This window comes from Enterococcus casseliflavus NBRC 100478 (genome assembly GCF_001544095.1).
Lineage (GTDB): Bacteria > Bacillota > Bacilli > Lactobacillales > Enterococcaceae > Enterococcus_D > Enterococcus_D casseliflavus.
Genome location: NZ_BCPT01000004.1, coordinates 154,371 through 172,153 on the forward strand (window position 1 = coordinate 154,371; position 17,783 = coordinate 172,153).

Sequence of the window (17,783 nt, forward strand, 5' to 3'; positions counted from 1 at the left end):
CAGTTCATCAGTCCCATGAAAATTGGATTTCGTTCGTCGGCAGTGTTACTCAATAACGCCTACAGGAATCAAATAGCGGGGTTCATTTTCCGTTGGCAGCTGCAGCAGCTCTGTGAGTTCATAATCCGTGAAGGCGCCGATCGGCACAGCGCCTAAGCCTAACGCTTGGGCCTGCAAAAGGACGTTTTGGGCGGAATGACCGACTTCGATATAGGCATAGCGTTCGATTCCTCGGTCCCCATAGCGCTCGATCAGTCGTTCATAAACCACTGTATAAAGCAATGTGGCAGGTGCCCGTTGAATCGCTGGCTGATCCAACGAACCTTCCGCCAATGCGGTCCGAAAATCGCCGGCAAGAACTTTTGCTAAGGCATGTTGCTCAGGTTGATACAGATAAAGCCCTGGCTCAAGCCCCGTTACCTGTGTGACCACGACATAGAGGTCTAAGGGATACAAGGCACCAGCCGAAGGCGCTGTGCGGCGACCATCTTCTGTAGTGACACCGGCAGCGGCCCATAAAAGCTGTGCTAACTGTTCTTGTGTTAGCTCAGTATCTTGAAAATCCCGTTGCGAGCGCCGCTCGAAGAGAGCTTCCGCCACACTGGTATCCCCGTCTAAGATTGGTTGTGGCAATGGAAAGGTTTCATAGGAAACTGCTGGTTCGGAAGAAGTTGCGGTGTTGGCAGTCGGTTGTTCTTCAATTGGTGCCGTATCCGCACTGCAGCCAGTGAGGAGTAAGCCCAGCACCAAAAGAGCGACTAAATGAGCAAAGCGAAATCGTTTGTAACGGGTCATAAGGATTCCTCCTTTTTCTAAGGGCTTCGTGTTATTTATAAGTATAACAAGGATTGTTTTTTCATGCGCTTTTATTCACAAATTTGTGAGCGGTGACAAGCGCATCAGCTCAATCAGGTCATAGGGAAAGCAGACTCTTTAATATTTTCTAAAGGCTTAAAAAGTATTTACTATCGAGAAATCGTCTAGATTCTGTTCTGGCTCTTTCAATCAATGATCATTGGAAAAGTATGCAGCAAATGCCAGAGTGTTATCTAAAGGAAGACAATCATCATTAGATGGGGAACAGCCCTTTGAGGAGCCGTCTGGAATCAATAAAGCCCCCTTGTCTCTTGCGACAAAGGGGGCGGGACTAACTGTTCATTTCTGCGACTTCTTCCTCCATATCAAATTCCAACTGTTTGGCAGCATTGAGCTGGTCGCTATAGTAGCTGGCAAGCTCTTCAGCAGATTGCGGTGTTAGATTGTTAAAGGCAAAAGTCACATAGGAGCCATGATCCTCTAGGCAAATCGAATTGATAGTGAAGCGACGCTTATCATCGTAAAAGACGTAACTTTCACCTGGTATGAAGGTTTGCTCGGGATGAGTACGGACACGGAAGCCATTGAAACTCATTTGATACATCTCGAACGTCTTGGCATCATAAGAAAGCTGACGATTGATGGCGATACTCAAGGCTTCACTATCACTTTCGATAAAACGGTTTTTCCCGATCAAAATGGCATAAAACAAGCCATAGAGGTTATAGAGCGACCAAATCAAGGTCACGATATAGCCGAATTCATACCCTTCTCCTCGGTACAAACGATACCCAGCTACCAGACAGGCAAAGGAAATCCAAGTAAAGAGGATGATGTGGGGCAAGACGGTTCGCCAATCAAAGGCGTTGCTGCCGACGATCTCTTTTTTGGTCACGTTGAATTTTTTCTGTGATTTCATAAATTCTTTGATCAATGCCCCGGTGTGGATAGGAGCGACAAAGCAATCATAGATGTGGGAACTTGTCAGGTTCCTGATCTTAGGGACATACAGCCGAAACGACAGGGAAATCATAATGAAAGGCGGTAAAAAGAACAGCAACAATTGGTGATTGTTGCTTCTGACGATAAAGATATCAAAAACCATAAATAAGGTTGGTGCCAATAAAAAGATGATTTTTTGGAAAGAGGTAAACCAATACAAATAGGAGTTGTAATAACAAAGTTTTTGCATGAACGACAACCCTTTTAAGCGGCGCGGTTTGAAGTGGTCAAAAATTTGTTTCGTTCCTTGCGCCCACCGAGTCCGTTGTGAGGTCAGCTCTTTGGCAGTGTAAGGAGTGATCCCCAAGGCATAGGCTTTATTGATAAAAATCGTTTCATAGCCGGCGTCTTGTAAAAGCATCCCGGTCGCCATATCTTCGGTGATACTGCTGGTAGGAACGCCGCCGATCTCTTCAAGGGCACTGCGGCGAATGATGGCATTGGTACCGATATGGATCAAAGCATTCTCACGAGAAAGTGCGGGTTCTAGAAAGCGCATGAATAATTCCTGTTCGTTGTACATGGATTTGCGCAGTAATTGAAAAGGATCTTTGTTATAAAATATTTGTGGATATTGCACCAATGCAACTTTAGGATTGCGGAAATAGTCGACAGCTTCAAAAATAATGTTCTTTTTGACGATAAAGTCAGCATCCAGAAGCAAAATCAAGTCACTGCTGGTTTGGGACAAGGCATAGTTGATATTCCCAGCTTTAGCATTGGCATTTCCTTCGCGGGTCAAATAGCCGAGGTTCATTCGCTCGGCCATTTCTTTTAGTTCCTCTCGATGGCCATCATCGCAGATATAGATTTTTTTATTGGGGTATTTCAAGGCTTTGACAGCCAGTGCGGTGGCGATCACCAGCTTGATGTCTTCATTGTAAGTACAAATAAAAGCGGCGACACTTGGCAAGAATTCTTCTGCTTCATCCCCCTCGTAGCGGTATTCTTTTGAGAGCTTATTGGAAAAAAGGTAAACAAAAAAGCCATAGACAAATAAACCAATGACTTCCGCAATATAGAGAATAATCCCAAATACTAGTGAAGCAGAACTATCAATCGGGATCGTGAAAAATAAACGCCAAACCAAGTAAATAAACAGAAAAGCAATCGTGATCTTCGAAAACAGCTGTTTGATTCGATTATTTTTCTTTGCCAGAAAATACAACAAGAAAATGACCAAAAACAACCCAGATAAATAAACCAATTCCAAACCAATCTCCTCCTTTGTTATACTAAAATAGTAATAAGTTTTTAAAAATAAATCAAAGTAAACGATTGCATTTTTTTAACATGTGAGAAAGAAGAAGGAGGACAAGTACGAAGAAGAGAAAAAGGCCAAACAAAAACCCTCCAGCAACGAATTGCTGGAGGGTTTCATTTAATTGGCAGCTGCCAATGCTGCTTGGTTTTGTTTGGCATGATAGGCTTCCACGTCTAGGATTGCCTGTTTAAACATTTCTCGCGTGATCTCATAAGGCACGTGGACGATGTCATTGGTGGTCATTGCTTTGTCTAAGATTGCCTCAAGATCGCTGGTGTCGTTAAGGCCCATATCTGCTAGGCAAACCGGCAGTTTGTTTTCCTTCATAAAGGCGTAGATGCGCTGGAAGAGGGCATCTTGCTGATCGAGCTGCAACAAGGCCAAAACGCCGTAACTAACGGATGCGCCGTGTAAATAGTCTTCCATTTTTTCCAAAACGGTCGTTCCGTAGTAAAAGGAATGAGCAAGGGCGGAGTTGTAATCATTGACGACTAAGACGGAAACTAAGCCGGTGGTTACGATGATATCCAAGACGACTTGCTCAATGGCATAAGACGGCTGATTGGCGGCACTGTCTTTCAAGGCTTGTGTGCCGTATTGCAATAAGCGTTCCGTGCACATTTTGCCGATTTGGATGCCTAACCCATCGGTGTAATCTAACTGATCGCCCCGCGCTGAAAATGTCGATTCGATCTCTTTGGAGAGGGCATCGCCGATTCCTGCCCATAAGTACTTGTCGGGGGCTTGGGCGATGATCTCACTGTCGATAAAGGCATGGGTCGGCGGTTGCGAAGGGAAAAACAACCCTTGCATCTCGCCGTTTTCTTTATAGATGACACAAACCGCGGTGACTGGTGAGCAGTTGGAGCCAATCGTTGGGAAGGTGAAGACTGGTTTGCCAGCTTTTTCCCCAACCACTTTGACGGTATCGCAGACGCGGCCGCCACCAACGGCGAATAGAACATCGGCGGCTTGGACACTTGGAGTAGCGAACAGCTGATCGACGTTTTCATAGGTCGAGTTGCCGCCGTACCACAAGGTATCCGTCACTTGGACTGCTGACGTTAAAGCGGCTTTGATCTTGTCTTCAGCTTTTTCAAGGGCGGTTTTTCCGCCGATGATCACGGCATTGGTGCCGTATGGTTTTACGATGTCATTTACTTTTTCGTAGGCGTCCGCCCCGATTGTGTAGTTTGGCAAAAAGATACTTTGACTCATACTTTTCTCCTTCTTTCTTGGCCACGAGATTGGCTAAAATTGGTCCGGTAATTTGATGGATCACCATGCCGACTGCGGCAGGGGTAACGGCTGCAGCAATGGCGGCAAAGTGGGCATTGGCTAACGAGATCGCTAGGCCAGTATTTTTCATTCCTAATTGAAACATGATGGATTTGGCTTGGGTGGCACTGACGCCCATCACACGGCTCAGACCATAGCCTGCGCCGTAGCCGATCAAGTTATGGAGCAAGACTAAGAAAATCACGATCAAGCCAGATTGGACGATGACGGCGCCGTTGCGAGCGACAGTTCCTGCAACGATCAATAAGATACTGACGGAAGAAATCAACACAAATGATTGCAGAAATCGCTCGATGTGCTTGGCAATGAGTTTGTGGACGATCACCCCTAAAATGATTGGCAAAAGCACCATCTGCAAGACAGACAAGAGCATTTCCCAGAAGGAGATCTCGGTGTACTGACCAGCCAAGACATAAACCAAAAAGGGTGTAACGACGGTCGCTAACAAGGTCGATACCGTGGTCATGGAAACGGTGAGGGCGACATCGCCTTTGCCGATGAAGGTCATGACATTGCTGGCGGTTCCACCAGAAACGCAGCCTAGTAAGACAAAACCGATAATCAAACTGGAAGAAAGACCAAACAGCTGCGCTAAGCCGTAAGCCACCAAAGGGCTGATGGTGAACTGGAAAAGCACCCCTAAGATGAATGCTTTGGGCTGTAAGACGACCATTTTAAACGCAGCAACGTTTAGAGTCATCCCCATACAAAACATGATGATGCTCAAAAGAATCGTTGTACGAGGCGGAATCCATAAGAAGGGTTGCGGGAAAAAATAAGAGACGATCATCAATAAAATCATGATGTAGATCAAATACTTGTTTACAAAAGCAGCGATCGTGTTGACGGTTTTCATAATAAAAAATCATCCTTCCTTTTTTCTGCTTGACCAATCAAGTGTCCAAACAGAAGGGGTCTTTAGAATAAGTGCAGTGCATAACCGCGGGGAATCGGCAGCAGTTGGTCAACGAGCGTTTTGGATCTATCTGACATCAAGGTGTCAGCTTGCAAAAGGCCGCTTTCTTGAAAATGGGTATAAAAAAACACTCCATCTCAAGAAGCTGTTCTTCTTTTTGGATGCAATGTGAATAGGGACTCTTTGAATGTATAAAATCAAACAGTCCCGACTATAATAATAAAATAATTCGTTTGCTAACATTGGTGCGGGTCATATACGCCACCGTCCTTTTCTTTATTTGGAATTTTCTAAATATTTAAATTATTTCTACCTAGTCTACAAAAGAGTCAACGCTTTGTCAATTGTTTGAGAAAATTTTTTTCATTTTTTTGGGTGTTTTTTAAAAAACATGGGTTTCTATGGGGAAAAACAGCAAGAATTGGTTTGTGCTGTGCTTTTTTCCCCTTCGTTTAGAAACAGAATAGTTGTTGGATCTTGGTTTTTGTCCTACGATGATACTAGCAAGAGTTGGAAAAAGAAACGAGAGGAGCAAAGAAAATGAAAATTTTTGTCGTTGGTGCTACTGGACGAGTAGGCCAAAAATTGATCACCTTTCTAGAAAAACAAGGACACATCGTTTATGCTGGTGCGCGCAGCAGTGAGAAAATCACAGAAACGGAGACGATCAAGCCCGTGTTCTTTGATTTACACACAGAACCGGAAGAGATGGCGGCGAAATTCGCAGATGCGGAAGCGGTATACTTCGTGGCGGGTTCCCGAGGCAAAGACTTGCTGCAATCTGATCTGTATGGTGCGGTCAAAGTGATGCAAGCCGCTGAAGCAAAAGGAATTAAGCGCTACATCCACCTTAGCTCAGCCTATGCCTTAGAACCTGAACAGTGGCAAAGGGAAGGCATGGCGTCATTGATGGATTACACGATCGCCAAATTTTTCTCTGATCGCTGGCTGATCGACAACACCGCACTAGACTATACGATTTTGCAGCCGGGTGCGTTGAAAGAAACGCCAGGTTCTAGTTTGATCGAGATCAGTGAAACGACCTCTGGTGCGATCCCCATCGAGGATGTCGCCGTCTTGTTAGGTGAAATGCTGGAACGTCCAGCAACTTATCAAAAAGTCATCAAAGTCCAAGCTGGGGAAACCCCCATCAGCGAGGCACTGGATCAGCTTTAAGGCGAGCCTTTGGGCTTGAAGAGAATGTACTGAAGGAGCTGTACGGCAATGAATCGTTGGCGTGCGGCTTTTTTTTGTGAAGAAGCCAGCCACTTTTCATTTTTGAAAGCGGTGACTCTTGACTTTGGAAAAATAGTTTGTTACGCTTATTGCTAACTTTAGAGGGGGTGGTAAACGAATGTCAAGCGACTCGAGTGACGGTGAGCAGAAACACTATTTTGACTTGCCTTACTTTTTAATTGAATAGGAGACAAACAACAGCGCGTTATTTAGGAGCAGTTTCTAAATAAGGGGCTTATTTGTGTTATCCATCAATGAAAAAGAAAAGGAAGAAGAAAAAAATGAATAAAAAAGAGTTTCAGTTATCAGTGTCAGAAACAATCGAACAGTATCAGGTGCCGTCAATCGATCAAGGGTTGACTGAGGCGCAAGTAACCGAGCGGTTAGAAACCTACGGATTGAACCAATTAGCGGTCAAAAAAACCGCCAAGTGGCGTTTGCTGCTGCGACAATTCCATAACACGATCATCTACATTTTGATTTTCTCTGCCATCTTAACGCTGCTGATGGGGCATTTCTCTGATGCCGTGATCATTGGCATCGTCGTGCTGGTCAATGCGTTGATCGGTTATTACCAAGAAGCGAATGCTTCCGATGCGTTAGAACGGATCAAAGAGATGCTATCAGCAGAAGCCACGGTCTATCGGAATGGGATTCGTCAAGATATTCCAGCTGCCGAAGTCGTTCCAGGGGATGTCGTATTCCTAGAAGCTGGTGACAATGTGCCCGCAGATCTGCGAATCATCGAAGCCGACAACTTGCGTATCCAAGAATCCGCCTTGACTGGTGAAGCCGATTCGGTGGAAAAAATAACAGATGCCTCAATGGATGAAGCAACGCCATTAGCGGAACAACGGAATTTGGCGTTTGCTTCGACTTCCGTGACGTCAGGAAGCGGGAAAGGGATCGTGATCGCTACTGGCGTCACGACTGAAATCGGGAAAATCTCAGCTGAAGTCAATCAAACGGAAGAACGAAAAACGCCGTTGATGAAAGAGATTGATGGACTGGGGAAAGGCATCACCTATGTGATCATGGGCGTGGCGGTCTTGCTATTTGTCGTCAGCTTGTTCCAGCAGACCTATGCGATCTCTGTCTTATCCTTAGCCGTTGTCACCATGATCGTCGGCTCGATCCCAGAAGGATTGCCAGCAACGACCTCGGTGGTTTTGGCGATGGGTGTCAGCGACATGGCAAAAAACAAGCACACCATCATCAAAACGCTGCCAGCGGTTGAAACGCTAGGCTCAGTGGATGTGATCGCGACGGATAAAACAGGTACCCTGACCAAAAATGAAATGACGGTCAAAGACATCGTATTGGCTGAGCAGGAATATGAAGTGACGGGTGACGGCTATGCGCCGGTGGGAGAAATTCGTCCAAAGCAGGAGGACGTCCACGCGCAAGACACCTTGCAGTTGTTTTTGGAAGCTGGTTACGAAGCCAACGATACGGTATTAGTGCCAGAAGGAAATCACTGGACGATCAATGGGGAACCAACAGATGGCTCCTTCTTGACGCTGTATCATAAGCAATTTGCCTATCCGCAAGCACCTGCTTACCAAGAGCTGGATATGCTGCCCTTTGATTCGGACAACCGCTACATGGCGAAACTAGTGGCAAACCCTGCGGGGGAACGCTTGCTATTTGTTAAAGGCTCCCCAGATAAATTGTTTGAAATGGTGCAAAAACAAGCGGCGCCTTTTGATGAAGCCTATTGGACAGACCATGTCCGCCGCTTGTCGGCAGAAGGCAAACGAGTGGTAGCGGTGGGCTATCAGAAAGTTTCGATTGATCACATTGATGAAACGATTTTTGAGCAAGGGCTGCAATTACTAGGGATCGCTGGGATCATCGATCCGCCGCGAGAAGAAGTGATTGCCTCCCTGAAGGAAATGAACCAAGCCGGTGTTCAAGTGAAAATGATCACTGGCGATCACCCTCTGACCGCCAAAGCGATTGGGGAAAAGCTTGGCTTAGCGGATGAGATTCACGTCGTGACTGGTGCCGAGTTGGATCAGATGAGTGAAGCTGAATTTCAAGATGCTGCCTTGACGAATCAAGTCTTTGCACGAACCACGCCGAAAAATAAATTGGACATTATCAGAGCGCTACAAGCCAAAGGCAAAGTCACGGCGATGACAGGGGACGGAGTCAACGATGCCCCTGCGTTGAAGCGGGCGGATATCGGTGTAGCGATGGGGATCAGCGGCACGGATGTAGCCAAAGACTCTGCTGATATGATCTTGACCGATGACAATTTCGGTACCATGTCCTTAGCGATTCGCGAAGGACGCAGGATCTATGACAACATCAAAAAGAGCATTCTGTTTCTGTTGCCGACATCTTTTGCCGAAGGGCTGATCATTGCCTTTACGATCATGATGCAAAAAGAATTGCCGCTGCAGGCGACGCAACTGCTGTGGATCAACATGGTTTCTGCTATTACGATCCAGTTTGCGTTTATCTTTGAACCAGCAGAGTCTGGGATCATGAACCGCACACCGCGAAAGACAGGCAATAAATTGTTGAATCGCCACGATATTTGGCAGATGGCGTATGTATCGATCTTGATGGCAGTCATCAGTTTGATCGCTCATGACTGGCTCTTGCTGCAAGGCGTCAGCGAAGCCGTTGCCAGTACCATGATGGTCAATATCGTGGTCTTGAGTAAGATTTTCTATTTGTTCAACATCCGTACAAGTGCACCAGCGTTTTCTAAAGCTTCCTTCACCAATCCAAAAGCATTCGTGATCATTGGTGTGATGCTGATTCTGCAACTGTTATTGACCTATGTTCCATTTATGCAAAGCGCCTTTCATACTGAGGACATGTCCTTGATCGGCTGGGTCATCTCAGCAGCTTCTGGGATGGTCGTCTTACTCGTGACGGAGTTTGATAAATGGCTTCGTTCGAGAAAAAATATTTAACCTAGGTTTTCTCGTGTTTTTCACAGGCAAAACCGCCTTGCTGCAGCTTAGGAAAATGGCGGAACGACAAGAGATTTCTGCTGTCGCTGCTTTGGGGTTGCCAAAAGAAAAAGCCAAGAGGAATTCCTATCGGCTTGTAATCAGGCCTATTGACAAACAAAAATGGTCGGGCTAAAATGCACATGAATTGAATAGTATTCTTCGGGGCAGGGTGTAATTCCCGACCGACGGTGACAAGCGCAATGCTTGAAGTCCGTGACCCGCATAGCTATGCGGTGGAGCCAGTGTGAATCTGGCACCGACAGTGAAAGTCTGGATGGGAGAAGAAAAACCACAAAATTTCAAGGGGCGCAGTGCGTCTAAAATTGATTTTTTGCCGGTCTTGTTTGTCTATGCCTCGTGAGATTCTCACGAGGCATTTTTTTATTGAAAGGAGGAAGGAAGATGCATAACGAATACATGCGTTTGGCGATCGCAGAAGCCAAAAAAGGGCGCTACCAAACCTTTACCAATCCGCTAGTGGGCGCTGTGATCGTCAAAGAGCAACGGGTCATTGCCAAAGGGGCTCACTTAGTCTATGGGCAGCCCCATGCGGAACGAAACGCCATCGAACAATGCCATTCCTCCGAAGACCTAATCAATTCGACTTTATACGTGACATTAGAACCTTGCAACCATCAAGGAAAACAGCCGCCTTGCACCCAGCTGATCATCGACAGTGGCATCAAAAAGGTAGTCGTCGGCCAGTTAGACCCTAACCCAATCGTGGCTGGACAAGGCAAGCGCTTTTTAGAAGAACAGGGCATCGACGTGTTGGTGGGCATCGAAGAAACAGCGGTGCGACGTTTGAATCCACACTATAATTTTTACCATCAGCATCAGCGACCTTACGTGGCGTTGAAGCAAGCGATCACTTTAGATGGCCGGATCGCTCATGATGCGTTGACCCGCAGTGCGATCACTGGTTCAGCGGTTTGGCAAAACGTCCATCAAGAACGTGGGGACTATCAAGGAATCTTAGTGGGCAGTCAGACGGTGTTGACGGATGATCCCACCTTATTGACCACGGTTGAAACCAGCTTTCCGCCGATTCGCATCGTGTTAGACCGTCGGGGGCGAACGCTGTCGCAACCCCATTTGGCACTGTTTGTCGATGATTCGGCACCTGTGTGGATTTTTACGCAGCAGACAACTGTCAGTGATTTGCCAGCTCATGTGTCAGTGATCCAGCTGGAAGAGTTGACAATTGTTTCATTGCTGAAGGAGCTTGCCGCACGACAGGTCCAATCGCTTTACGTAGAAGGAGGCGCTGCGATCCATGATGCCTTTTTAGCCAGCGGACTGTGGCAAGAAAGCATTACCTATGTGGCGCCAAAGTTTCTTGGGGGCAATAGTCTCGCAAGTTTTACCAGTGAGCGTACCCCGAAACAGCTGCAGCAGCTAACAGAGGTGACGGTGACTGCAGTTGGGGAAGATGTTTGCATCCGAGGAAGGAGACCAGAGGAATGTTCACAGGATTGATTCAGGAAAAAGGCCGCATCAAAGAGATCCGCAAGCAAAGCCGCACGATCCAGCTAACTTGCAGTGCGTCCGAAGGATTACTGGCGGATTACCAGATCGGAGACAGTATGGCGATCAACGGGACGTGTTTGACGGCGATCGCCAAACAAGCGACGACGTTTACGGTGGATATCATGCCAGAAACCTTTCAACGAACGACCTTTAAACAACTCTCGGTGGGTGCCGAAGTCAATTTGGAGCGAGCGATGGCAGCAACGCAGCGTTTTGAAGGCCACTTTGTCGCTGGCCACATTGATGTAACGACCCGTTTGATCCAGAAAAAGCAGTTGGAAAATGCCTTGATCTTGACGTTTGCTTATCCTGTCAGTGTGCAAGGGGAAATCATTCCGCAAGGGTCGATTGCGATCAATGGCGTCAGTTTGACGGTTACCCAGACGACGGCACAGGCATTTTCCGTTAGCTTGATCCCCCATTCCAAAGACCAGACGACGCTGGGGCAGTTGAAACAAGGGGAGTGGGTCAATATCGAGACGGATATGATCGGGAAATATGTCAAATACCAACGAAAATGAAAGAAGGCAGACGATGCATAAAGTAGAACAAGCAGTGGAATGGTTAAAAAAAGGCGGCTTAGTGATTGTCGCCGATGATGAAAATCGGGAATCAGAAGGAGATTTGATTGGGATCGCTGAATACGCAACGCCAGAAGCCGTCAATTTTATGGTGACTTATGGCCGCGGCTTGATCTGTGCACCCATCTCACAAGCGATCGCTGAAAAGCTGGCATTGCCTGAGATGACCGCCAATAATACGGATGCCTTTGGCACCGCGTTTACCATCAGTGTCGATCACGTGACGACGAGTACGGGAATTTCTGCGAAAGACCGGGCAGTGACGATTGAAAAGTTGGCTGATCCTGCGTCACAAGCTGCGGATTTTTATCGCCCTGGTCATATCTTCCCTTTGACCGCTCAACCTGGCGGCGTGTTGGAACGCAGAGGACATACAGAAGCGGCTGTGGATTTAGCAAAGCTTGCTGGCAGCGTGGAAGCAGCCTACATTTGTGAGATTTTAAATGAAGATGGCACGATGGCTCGGGTCCCAGAATTGAAAAAATTAGCAGAAAAATGGCAGCTGCCGTTTTTGACCATTGATGAGTTGGCGGAATATCTACGAGGAACCACGCCTATCACGGTGGATCTGCCAACGGCTTATGGGGCGTTCCAATTGACCTTATTTGAAGATGAGTTCGGCAATGAACACCTTTTACTAGCCAAAGGCGAGATTCAACATACTACCGAGCCGCTGTTACTACGGATCCATTCAGAGTGTTTAACAGGCGACGTCTTCGGCTCTCATCGCTGTGATTGCGGCGAACAGCTACAAGAAGCGATGCGGCAGATCGAAGCAAAAGGCCGCGGTGCGATTTTGTATCTACGCCAAGAAGGCCGCGGTATTGGCTTGCGGAACAAGCTCCGTGCCTATCAGCTGCAGGAACAAGGCATGGATACTTATGAAGCAAATATTGCATTGGGGTTTGCAGCAGATGCTCGTCATTACACGTTTGCCGCCGATGTTTTACGTTCCTTAGAAGTGCAGGAGATTCAACTGATGACCAACAACCCTGACAAGGTGAAGGAATTAGAAAGCTTAGGGATCAAGGTAGTAGCACGGGTACCGCTGGAGATGCCTGCGCATAAAGAAAACAGCAGCTATTTGAAAACGAAGAAAGAAAAGTTTCACCATTACCTATCTATTTAATCAACCAAAGGAGAATGAGCGATGACAGTATTTGAAGGAACGTTTCAGGGAGAGGCAGTCAAAGTAGGGATCGTGGTCTCACGATTCAACGAGTTTATCACTTCCAAGTTAGTGGAAGGCGCCAAAGACAATTTGCTGCGTCATGGAGTCAAAGCAGAAAACATCGATGTGTATTGGGTACCAGGGGCTTATGAGATTCCGTATATTACCAAAAAAATCGTTGACCACAAGCAATACGATGGGATCGTGACATTAGGTGCCTTGATTCGCGGAGCAACGACTCACTATGAATTGATCTCAAATGAAGTGGCGAAAGGCGTAGCCCAAATTGGTCTGAATGCCGACATTCCGATCATGTTTGGTGTGTTGACGACTGAAACAATCGAACAAGCCATTGAACGGGCGGGAACCAAAGCCGGCAACAAAGGCAGTGAAGCCGCTCAAGGTCTTTTGGAGATGATTTCGTTGAATCAGCAAATCCTTGGCAACGCATAGGTTTCACGTTCGAACAAAGGGAAGCTACAAGAACAAGCCTGCCTGAGCATAGGCATCAGACTGGAGACAGACTTCGTACAAAATGAAGTCTGTCTTTTTTTCATCATTTAAAAGCATGGGATTATTTTTGCCAAAGGATTCGCTTCTTCACGGGTACCGTATTTTCGATAGGTCAATGGAGAGGAAAACGCCCAATCAATCACGAACATTAGAATAACTCTTATTTAAGGAAATTTTCAGAAAATTATTTACATTTCACAAAAGGTTCCTTATAATGACTCTATTCATTGAGAGTGATTCTCATTTGCAAATAGATGTCAAAGCAGTACATGGCTTTGGCGCTTTTCATGAGAAGAACTGTTATAAGCGAAAAAACGCACAGATGCTTCTTTTATGATGGTGGCGAGGCAACAGTCAGGTTGTTTTTGCTGTGAAATCAGGAGAGGATCGTGCTGAATAAAGGAGAATCACATGTCGGTAGGGTTGATTAAATCAAATCGTTGGATGGTTTCGACAATCATTTGCTGTGTTTTAGTTGTCGCCATTCTCTTATCTGCAGGAGTTGCTTTGGCAAACGGACAAGCCAATATCACCCTTGGCGAAGTTTATCAAATTCTCTTCTATAAAATCAGCCATGGATTGGTTGGTGATCTTTCAGGCATTTCAGACGCAAACATCAATATCGTCTGGTTTGTTCGGGCACCGCGGGTCTTGCTGTCTATTTTTGTGGGCATGGGGTTAGCGATCAGCGGGGCAGTGATGCAGGCGGTGGTCCAAAATCCGCTGGCAGATCCCTATATCTTAGGGATCTCTTCAGGCGCATCCTTAGGGGCGACCTTCGCCATCTTAGTCGGTTTTGGCGGCTCGGCGCTAGTCTTGCAGCTGGGCTTATCGTTTGGTGCCTTTGCAGGAGCGGGGATTGCCACCATTTTGGTGCTGCTGCTTGCTAGTATCGGTGGGAAAATGACTTCCACAAAACTCGTGCTGTCGGGGACGATCGTCAGTGCCTTATGCAGCTCTGTTTCAAACTTGATCATCTATCTGGCTAGCAATGCAGAAGGGATGAAGACTGTGGCGTTTTGGTCGATGGGCAGCTTAGCCTCGGCTTCTTGGAACAAATTGGGCTTTATCGTGGTTCTGGTTTCTTTGATCACGCTGTTCTTCCTGACGCAATACCGTGTTTTGAATACGCTTTTGCTGGGAGATGAAGTTGCTTCCACCTTAGGGGTCAAGCTGACCTTCTATCGTCGTTTTTACATGCTGCTAGCAGCGCTATTAACCAGTATCATCGTTGCGAATTCTGGTATGATCGGCTTTGTCGGCTTGATCATTCCTCATATCGTACGTGGAGTCAGCGGGTCGGATCATCGCCTGTTGATGCCTTTGACCGCTTTGACAGGCGCGTTGTTTTTGATTTGGGCGGATGTGATCGCCCGCTCGACCCTGCAAGGAGTCGAACTGCCGATCGGGATCATTACAGCGCTGATTGGCGCACCGATCTTTATCTATATCATTGTCAAACGGCAATACAACTTTGGGGGGTGACGGAATGAAATTAGCAGTTGAAAAGCTCAATCTAACGATCGGGGACCAACAGATTCTAAAAGACATCTCCGTCCAAACCGCACAGGGGCAATTTGTCGGCTTGATTGGTTCCAACGGCAGCGGCAAGTCTACATTGTTAAAAGCTATCTACAAAACGTTGAAACCTGACAGCGGCGACATTTATTTAGGTGAGATGAATATTTTGAAAAGTTCCGAAAAAAAAGTCGCCCAGCAAGTCAGCGTCGTCAGTCAGTTCAATGAGTTGAGCTTTGATTTAACAGTAGAACAGATGGTGCTTTTAGGCCGCACGCCCCACAAGGGTTTGTTGGAACAAGACACTAAAGCCGATCATGAGCTGGTCACCGCAGCCTTAGCCAAAACAGGGTTAAGTGCCTACAGAAAACGCAGCTACCTCTCATTATCAGGAGGCGAAAAACAGCGGGTCGTCCTTGCTCGTGCCATCACCCAAGAACCGAAATTTATGATTCTCGATGAGCCGACCAATCATTTGGATATCCGATATCAACTGGAAATCTTAGAGACCGTCAAGCATCTGAAGATTGGCTTGTTGGCGGCGCTGCACAATTTGGAACAAGCAGCCAATTATTGCGACATCATCTATGCCTTAAAAGATGGTCGGGTCGTAGGGTATGGCGAACCAGAAACGCTGCTGACAGAAGAACTGATCGAAGAAATCTATGGCGTGAAATGCAGTATTTACCATCATCCGATCACAGGCGGATTAGGGTTTCATTATTATTTTGAAAAGGAGCAAACAGATGAATAAATGGGGAAAAATGATTGGGGTAGGATTGGCAGTCTTTACATTAAGCGCTTGCGGCAATACGAAGGATGAAGGAACTTCGGCTTCTTCCTCACAGGCAGAAAGTACGTATCCCTTAACCATCAGCAACTACACCAAAGCAGAAGGCGGTACGCAATGGACCGCCAAGGACCAAACCTTTAATGAAGCACCGAAAAAAGTCGTAGCCAACACACGACCAGCAGCGGAATTGCTGCTGCATCTCGGCCTCAAGGATCAGATTGCGGGTGTCGGTGCAACCTTTGGTGCCGCTGATAAGGAAGTTGCTGCTGATTACGCAGAACTAAACGACCTGGGCAGCGACTATATCAGTAAAGAAACGGCGCTCAGTGTGGATCCAGATTTGATTTTTGGCCGCGGAGGACTTTTTGATAATCAAGATTGGGGCGTTGGCACCGTTGATTCCTTGAACGAGATGGGCATTCCGACTTACGTCCAAGAAACCTCTGTCACTGGGGCGACGTTTGATTCTGTGTATCAAGACATTGAAAACCTTGGTAAGCTCTTCAATGTCCCCGAGGCAGCCGCTGCTTTTGAAAAAGAATTAAAGGATCGCCAGAGTGCCTTGGAAGAAAAAGTAGCAGACAAAGAAGAGCAAACCTTTGCCCATCTCTTTATGTCTGATCCAAGTGTGGTCAGTGTCTATGCCGCTCAAGACGAGTCTTTTTTCAACAGTAACTTTGACATGATCAAACTGAACAATGTGTTTCAAGACTATTCAGGAGAAGTCAGTGTCGAAACCTTGATCGAAACGGATCCCGATGTCTTGATCGTCGGCGACTGGTCAACGATCGAAGGCAGTGTTTCTGGTCAAGAAATCATTGAAGGCTTGTACAAAAATGACAAACTCTCCAGCATGAAAGCCATCAAAAACAAACAAGTCTACAGCATGGACTACAATTATCTCTTTGGCTACGGCTACCAAGCCTTGACTGGTTTGGAAGAACTGGTAGAGCAAATGGCACAATAAACACCTCCTATTGCATAAAAAGGAGAACCAACTTTTTATATAATAGAAGAAAACCAACGTTTCACTGGCCGATCGACCACAGAAACGTTGGTTTTTTGTATTTAAGAAAAGCAACCTTTGCCGCTGCCCGTTCCGCAACAAGTATCCCGTTAGCTATTTTTTTCTGTCATATGGTTCATTTGATAGCGAGACAATAGCTTCTCTTTGTGTTTTTGCATGATCGTTTCTAGAGAAATATCGTATTTATCGGCGAGAATAAATAAGTTATCCAGTACATCGCCCAATTCTTCCGTCAGATTTGCCAGTTTTTCTTCCGGCAAGCCTTCTTGTTCATCGGGACGGTCACGGCCAATCTCCAATGTCCGAATGGCACGGCTCACTTCCCCGACTTCTTCTGCTAAAAAATTCGCCCGAATAAACGGATCATATTGATACCAGTTGCGGGCTTTGTAGAAGTCACTGATAAATCGTTGATATTCCTCAATGTTCATAATTTTTTTTCCATCCTTTCCCAGAACCTTTATCAGAATCATGATATACTATTTCAAAATGATTGAGAAGGATGATGGAGAGTTTTATGAAAATTGCAGTCTATTGTGGTGCCAGTGTCGGTAATGAACCTAGTTTTGCAACAGCCGCCCAAGAATTGGGGCAGTGGATCGCTTCACGGCAAAATACGCTGGTCTATGGCGGCGGAAAAGCGGGCTTGATGGGCGTGCTGGCAGATGCTGTCTTAGAAAATGGCGGTCAGGTGATCGGGGTGATCCCAACCTTTTTGAAAGATCGGGAACTAGCACATCCTGGATTGACCGAACTCCATGTCGTCGAGACGATGTCAGAAAGAAAACGAAAAATGTTCGAATTGTCGCAGGCCTTTGTCGCACTGCCAGGCGGTCCTGGTACGCTGGAAGAAATCACGGAGATGATCTCATGGTCAAGAATCGGTCAAAACCCGAATCCGTGTGCTTTTTATGATGTGAACAATTTTTACCGCGCAACGAGAGCCTTGTATGACAATATGGTGGAAAATGAGTTCTTGACGCAGGCCGATCGCGAAAAAATCGGTTTTGCGCAAACAACCCAGGAGCTTGAAGCTTTTATTCAAGCCTACGAACCGCCAGTTATTCGGCAGTATTAAGTATCTGTTGTAAAAGAGCAAGGCGAAGCACCGGCGGGTGTCGTCTTGCTCTTTTGCTTCTTTGACG

At 46.5% G+C, this 17,783-nt stretch carries 15 protein-coding genes and 1 riboswitch; of the genes, 10 read left to right on the forward strand and 5 right to left on the reverse strand.

Features of this window, described 5'->3' with window-relative positions; all coding sequences use genetic code 11:
• Positions 1-45: 45 nt before the first annotated feature.
• The 4 genes from ECA1_RS05085 to ECA1_RS05100 form a co-directional block, all read right to left on the reverse strand.
• Positions 46-795 carry a SagB/ThcOx family dehydrogenase gene (locus tag ECA1_RS05085; RefSeq protein WP_005231944.1) on the reverse strand — a complete coding sequence of 250 codons (750 nt, stop codon included), beginning with the start codon at positions 793-795 and terminating at the stop codon, positions 46-48.
• Positions 796-1,147: 352 nt separating this feature from the next.
• Positions 1,148-3,031: a glycosyltransferase family 2 protein gene (locus ECA1_RS05090; RefSeq protein WP_060791881.1), complete on the reverse strand. Its 1,884-nt coding sequence runs from the start codon at positions 3,029-3,031 to the stop codon at positions 1,148-1,150.
• Between the two features lie 168 nt (positions 3,032-3,199).
• Positions 3,200-4,300 (reverse strand): iron-containing alcohol dehydrogenase family protein, encoded by a 1,101-nt coding sequence (locus ECA1_RS05095; RefSeq protein WP_005230601.1) that lies wholly within the window; start codon positions 4,298-4,300, stop codon positions 3,200-3,202.
• Positions 4,236-5,237 (reverse strand): bile acid:sodium symporter family protein, encoded by a 1,002-nt coding sequence (locus tag ECA1_RS05100; protein WP_005230603.1) that lies wholly within the window; start codon positions 5,235-5,237, stop codon positions 4,236-4,238. The genes ECA1_RS05095 and ECA1_RS05100 overlap by 65 nt, the downstream gene beginning before the upstream one ends.
• Before the next feature lie 600 nt (positions 5,238-5,837).
• Between ECA1_RS05100 and ECA1_RS05110 the strand changes: the two genes are divergently transcribed.
• From ECA1_RS05110 to ECA1_RS05150, 9 genes are all read left to right on the forward strand, one after another.
• Positions 5,838-6,473, forward strand: a complete 636-nt coding sequence (locus ECA1_RS05110; RefSeq protein WP_005230609.1) for an NAD(P)H-binding protein — start codon at positions 5,838-5,840, stop codon at positions 6,471-6,473.
• A 341-nt stretch (positions 6,474-6,814) separates the two neighbouring features.
• Complete coding sequence (locus ECA1_RS05115; protein ID WP_060791882.1) at positions 6,815-9,463, forward strand: HAD-IC family P-type ATPase; 2,649 nt, start codon at positions 6,815-6,817, stop codon at positions 9,461-9,463.
• A gap of 193 nt (positions 9,464-9,656) precedes the next feature.
• A riboswitch (FMN riboswitch) is annotated at positions 9,657-9,795 on the forward strand.
• 112 nt (positions 9,796-9,907) lie between these two features.
• On the forward strand, positions 9,908-10,984 hold the full coding sequence (gene ribD, locus ECA1_RS05120; protein WP_005230615.1) for a bifunctional diaminohydroxyphosphoribosylaminopyrimidine deaminase/5-amino-6-(5-phosphoribosylamino)uracil reductase RibD: 1,077 nt from the start codon (positions 9,908-9,910) through the stop codon (positions 10,982-10,984).
• Positions 10,969-11,556 (forward strand): riboflavin synthase, encoded by a 588-nt coding sequence (locus tag ECA1_RS05125; RefSeq protein WP_005230617.1) that lies wholly within the window; start codon positions 10,969-10,971, stop codon positions 11,554-11,556. Before ribD ends, ECA1_RS05125 begins: the two co-directional genes overlap by 16 nt.
• Positions 11,534-12,745 carry a bifunctional 3,4-dihydroxy-2-butanone-4-phosphate synthase/GTP cyclohydrolase II gene (locus ECA1_RS05130; protein ID WP_005230620.1) on the forward strand — a complete coding sequence of 404 codons (1,212 nt, stop codon included), beginning with the start codon at positions 11,534-11,536 and terminating at the stop codon, positions 12,743-12,745. The genes ECA1_RS05125 and ECA1_RS05130 overlap by 23 nt, the downstream gene beginning before the upstream one ends.
• 21 nt (positions 12,746-12,766) lie before the next feature.
• On the forward strand, positions 12,767-13,240 hold the full coding sequence (gene ribH, locus ECA1_RS05135; protein WP_005230622.1) for a 6,7-dimethyl-8-ribityllumazine synthase: 474 nt from the start codon (positions 12,767-12,769) through the stop codon (positions 13,238-13,240).
• 471 nt (positions 13,241-13,711) lie between these two features.
• Positions 13,712-14,785 carry a FecCD family ABC transporter permease gene (locus tag ECA1_RS05140; RefSeq protein ID WP_005233272.1) on the forward strand — a complete coding sequence of 358 codons (1,074 nt, stop codon included), beginning with the start codon at positions 13,712-13,714 and terminating at the stop codon, positions 14,783-14,785.
• A 4-nt stretch (positions 14,786-14,789) separates the two neighbouring features.
• A complete protein-coding gene (locus tag ECA1_RS05145) occupies positions 14,790-15,572 on the forward strand; it encodes an ABC transporter ATP-binding protein (RefSeq protein ID WP_005230626.1) in 783 nt (260 codons plus the stop codon).
• Positions 15,565-16,578, forward strand: a complete 1,014-nt coding sequence (locus ECA1_RS05150) for an ABC transporter substrate-binding protein (protein WP_005230628.1) — start codon at positions 15,565-15,567, stop codon at positions 16,576-16,578. The genes ECA1_RS05145 and ECA1_RS05150 overlap by 8 nt, the downstream gene beginning before the upstream one ends.
• A 149-nt stretch (positions 16,579-16,727) precedes the next feature.
• Here the strand turns inward: ECA1_RS05150 and ECA1_RS05155 are convergent, their stop codons facing one another.
• On the reverse strand, positions 16,728-17,069 hold the full coding sequence (locus ECA1_RS05155; protein ID WP_005230638.1) for a MazG nucleotide pyrophosphohydrolase domain-containing protein: 342 nt from the start codon (positions 17,067-17,069) through the stop codon (positions 16,728-16,730).
• Between the two features lie 86 nt (positions 17,070-17,155).
• Here ECA1_RS05155 and ECA1_RS05160 point away from each other — a divergent pair, with 86 nt between their 5' ends.
• Positions 17,156-17,716, forward strand: a complete 561-nt coding sequence (locus tag ECA1_RS05160) for an LOG family protein (protein WP_005230646.1) — start codon at positions 17,156-17,158, stop codon at positions 17,714-17,716.
• Positions 17,717-17,783: the final 67 nt, after the last annotated feature.